This window comes from Caldimonas sp. (assembly GCF_046289365.1).
Classification (GTDB): domain Bacteria; phylum Pseudomonadota; class Gammaproteobacteria; order Burkholderiales; family Burkholderiaceae_C; genus Caldimonas.
Genome location: NZ_JBKBVU010000237.1, coordinates 1 through 4,206 on the forward strand (window position 1 = coordinate 1; position 4,206 = coordinate 4,206).

General features: G+C 67.6%; 4 protein-coding genes and 1 tRNA gene. 2 read left to right on the forward strand and 3 right to left on the reverse strand.

Annotation, left to right across the window (positions count from 1 at the left end; all coding sequences use genetic code 11):
• On the forward strand, positions 1 to 1,324 hold a 1,324-nt coding region (locus ACK42S_RS16090), incomplete at its 5' end, for a cobyrinate a,c-diamide synthase (protein WP_409709846.1).
• 384 nt (positions 1,325 to 1,708) lie between these two features.
• Here ACK42S_RS16090 and ACK42S_RS16095 read toward each other — a convergent pair.
• Positions 1,709 to 1,801: transfer RNA gene (locus ACK42S_RS16095), tRNA-Ser, on the reverse strand.
• A gap of 68 nt (positions 1,802 to 1,869) precedes the next feature.
• Complete coding sequence (locus tag ACK42S_RS16100; RefSeq protein WP_409709849.1) at positions 1,870 to 3,138, reverse strand: aspartate kinase; 1,269 nt, start codon at positions 3,136 to 3,138, stop codon at positions 1,870 to 1,872.
• Positions 3,139 to 3,266: 128 nt separating this feature from the next.
• On the opposite strand from ACK42S_RS16100, the gene ACK42S_RS16105 reads away from it, so the two are divergent.
• Positions 3,267 to 3,947, forward strand: a complete 681-nt coding sequence (locus tag ACK42S_RS16105; RefSeq protein ID WP_409709852.1) for a Crp/Fnr family transcriptional regulator — start codon at positions 3,267 to 3,269, stop codon at positions 3,945 to 3,947.
• Positions 3,948 to 3,959: 12 nt separating this feature from the next.
• On the opposite strand, the gene tilS is transcribed toward ACK42S_RS16105, so the two are convergent.
• Positions 3,960 to 4,206, reverse strand: a 247-nt coding sequence (tilS, locus tag ACK42S_RS16110) for a tRNA lysidine(34) synthetase TilS (protein WP_409709855.1), incomplete at its 5' end; no start/stop codon positions are given.

Below are 4,206 nucleotides of genomic sequence, written 5' to 3' on the forward strand. Positions count from 1 at the left end.
CGCGGCATTGAGCTGTGAGCCGATGACGCGTGCCCTGCTGATCGCCGGCCCCGCCTCGGGCCAAGGCAAGACCTCGCTCACCTGCGCGCTGGCCCGCCGTTTACGCCAGCAAGGCCAGCGCGTGCGGGCCTTCAAGATCGGCCCCGACTTCATCGACCCCGGCTTCCTGCTTGCGGCCACCGGCGCGCCGGTGCGCAACCTCGACCTGTGGATGGTGGGCGAAGCCGAATGCCGCCGCGAACTGGCCCGCGCCGCCGCGCAGGCCGACTGGCTGCTGGTGGAAGGTGCGATGGGCCTGTACGACGGCGCCCCCAGCGCCGCCGACCTGGCCACTCGCCTGAGCCTGCCCGTGCTCCTCGTGATCGACGCCGGCGCCATGGCCGAAACCTTCGGTGCGCTGGCGCTGGGCTTGCAGATGCACGGCCGCAAGCGCGGCGTGCAGGTGGTGGGCGCCATGGCCAACCGCGTGGCCAGCCCCGGCCACGCGCGCATGCTGGCCGGCAGCCTGCCCGAAGGGGTGCCCTGGTGGGGCCACCTGGGCCGCGCCACCACTGCCTTGCCCGAACGCCACCTGGGCCTGGTGCAGGCGCAGGAACTGCAGGCCGGCCTCGACGACGCCTGGGCCGCCCTCGATGCCGCCCTGGTGCTGGAGGCCGATGCACTGCAGGCCCTGCCCGCCTGGCAGCCCCCGCCGCTGGAGGCCGCGCCCCTGTTCGAGCCCCTGCTGGCCGGCCACCGCATCGCCGTGGCGCGCGATGCCGCGTTCTCGTTCTGCTACGAAGCCAACCTCGACCTGCTGCGCGCGCTGGGCGCCGAAGTGCGGACGTTTTCACCGCTGGCCGACGAACCCGTGCCGGCCGGCTGCGATGGCGTGTACCTGCCCGGCGGCTACCCCGAACTGCACGCCGCGAAACTGGCCGCTTGCCACCGATTCATGAGCAGCCTGCGCGCCCACCACGCTGCGGGCCGCCCCATCGTGGCCGAATGCGGCGGCATGATGGCGTGCGCCCGCGTGCTGCGCACGCGCGATGGCGCAGAACACCCCATGGCCGGCCTGCTGGATGCCACCGCCGTCATGGGCGAACGCCTTGCCGGCATCGGCCTGCACCACTGGGACACCCCCCTGGGCTCACTGCGCGGGCATGTGTTTCACTACAGCCGCCTCGAAGCCGGCCCCACACTGCGCCCCACCCACCTCACCCAACCCCGCCGCTACGGCGGCCCCGAAGCCGTCTACCAACAAGGCCGCCTCACGGCGAGCTTCTTCCACGGCTACTTCGCGTCGGCGCCAGAGGTGGTGGCGGGGTTGTTTGGGCGGGGGTGAGGCCGGCCAGGCGGGCTTGGCACGCCGCGTCCTCGGCCACACGGCCAGAACGATCAATACCAGCCCCCGGAGGCACTGGCTGCCGCCGCATCGCCCAGGTGGGCTCGCTCCGGCCGCAGGAATCTCAAAATCGATGCGGCGCTTGACGGTGTCGAGCTTGACGTCCTCGACAACCCACGGCGGTTGCAAAAGCCGTGTCCGTGAGCGGCATGGGGCCACAATCAGAAGATGGCGGGGCCTTCAGCCGTTGTGTGCCCCCAATGGTGCCCCCACTTCGGCTTGGCTGTCGAAGAACAGCACGACATCGGAAAACAAAAAAGCCCCGTCTGACGGGGCTCTGTAGAGGGTCTTGCGGTCTGTCGCGGTCATTGCCGCATTTATGGTTGGCGGAGACGGAGGGATTCGAACCCTCGATGCAGGTTTTGCCCGCATACTCCCTTAGCAGGGGAGCACCTTCGGCCTCTCGGTCACGTCTCCAACCGGAAATCGACGAAGGGCTGCATTCTAACCGCGAATGCCGGCCCTGCGCACGGTCTTTTGCAGATTCAGGCCGCGTCCTGATCGAGGTCGAAGGCCTTGTGCAGTGCGCGCACGGCCAGCTCCATGTACTTCTCGTCGATCACCACGCTGGTCTTGATCTCGCTGGTGGTGATCATCTGGATGTTGATGCCCTCTTCTGCCAGCACCCGGAACATGCGGCTGGCCACGCCGGCGTGCGAACGCATGCCGATACCCACGATCGACACCTTGCAGATCTTCGTATCGCCCACGACCTCGTTGGCGCCCAGGTGGGGCACGACCTTCTCCTTGAGCAGGTCGATGGTCTTGGCGTAGTCGTTGCGATGCACCGTGAACGAGAAGTCGGTCTTGCCGTCATGCGAGACGTTCTGCAGGATCACATCGACATCGATGTTGGCATCGGCCACGGCACCGAGGATCTGGTAGGCGATGCCCGGCTTGTCGGGCACGCCCATCACGGTGATTTTGGCCTCGTCGCGGTTGAAGGCGATACCCGACACAACGGCTTGTTCCATGTTCTCGTCTTCCTCAAAGGTGATCAGCGTGCCCGACTTGGCTTCCTCGTCGAGAGGGATGTCCCAGGGCGTGAAGCTCGACAACACACGCAGCGGCACGCGGTACTTGCCGGCGAATTCGACGGACCGGATCTGCAGCACCTTCGATCCCAGGCTGGCCATCTCCAGCATCTCCTCGAAGCTGATGGTGTGCAGCCGGCGCGCCTCGGGCACGATGCGCGGGTCGGTGGTGTAGACCCCATCCACATCGGTGTAGATCAGGCATTCGGCCGCCTTCATCGCCGCCGCGATGGCCACCGCCGAGGTGTCCGAGCCGCCGCGACCCAGCGTGGTGATGTGGCCTTGGGCATCGATGCCCTGGAAGCCAGTAATGATGACCACCTTGCCGGCGTCGAGGTCGGCACGCACCCGCGTGTCGTCGATGCTCTCGATGCGTGCCTTCGTGTAGGCCGAATCGGTGCGCACCGGCACCTGCCAGCCCGTGTAGCTGATCGCGTCGATGCCTTCGGCCTGCAGTGCGATGGCCAGCAAGCCCACCGACACCTGCTCGCCGGTGGAGGCGATCATGTCCAGTTCGCGGGCGTAGGCGGTGGTATGCGCTGCCGGAGCCAGCTCCTTGGCCAAGCCCAGCAGGCGGTTGGTTTCGCCGCTCATGGCCGAGGGCACGACCACCATCTGGTGGCCGGCACGGTGCCATTTGGCGACGCGCTTGGCAACGTTGCGGATGCGCTCGGTCGAGCCCATCGACGTGCCACCGTACTTGTGAACGATGAGTGCCATGGGAAGTGCTGCGCGGTGTGGATGGTTGGCTGGCTTTTGCGCCGCGGTCGCAAACATGGGATTGTAGCGCCAGCGGCTGAGGGTTTTCCTCCTCTTCGTCCCGTCGGCCATCCCTAGAATCGCGCGCCATGAACACGCTGGCCGAGATGCTGCGTCAGTCGAGCTGGGGCCGCAACCTCCCGCTGCCCGAGATGAACCGGGTCATCGCAGAGTCCTCGCAGCGTGAGGTGCCCGCCGGCGGCCATGCAGCCCATGCTGGACAGGTCGTGGAGCACTGGATCGGCCTGATCGACGGCCTGCTGAAGATGTCGGTCACCGCGCCCAATGGCAAGGTGTCCACGCTGACTGGCGTGAGCGCCGGAGGCTGGTTCGGTGAAGGCTCGCTGATCAAGCGTGAAGCGCGCCGGTACGACGTGATCGCTCTGCGCCCTTCGCGCATTGCGCTGGTCCCTTATGCCACCTTCGAGAGACTGCGGGCCACGCACCTGGGCTTCAACCACTATCTGCACAACCTGATGAACGCGAGGCTGAGCCTGTTCATCGGTCTGCTGGAATACGACCGTCTGCTCGGCAGCGACGCGAAGGTCGCACGCTGTCTGGCCACGCTCTTCAACCCCGACCTCTATCCTTCGCCCGGGCCCTATGTGGATCTCAGCCAGCACGAGATCGGGCTGCTGTGCGGCCTGTCGCGCCAACGGGTCAATGCAGCGCTGCGCACCTTGCACGACGCGGGCCTGGTGCGACTCGAGCACCGGGGGCTGACGGTGCTGGACCTCGAGGGCCTGCGGCACTTCGCGCAAGGACGCTGAGGCATTGGCGGGTCAGCCGCCGGCTTCCCAGCGCAGGCGCCATTGGCGCCGCCCGGCGTCGGCCCAGGCGCGCGCATCCATGCCCAGGCTGGGCACGAAGAGGAGGTGCCCCTGCGCGTCGTACACCAGCGGCCCTTCGCGTGCCCAGACCGGCACCCCGGCCGACTGGAACTGCTTCTTCAAAGTGCGCGGCGGCCTCCCGGGGCCGGCCTGGAACTGCTCGCCGCCGCTGCGGGCGCGAAGTTCGATGCGACGCAGG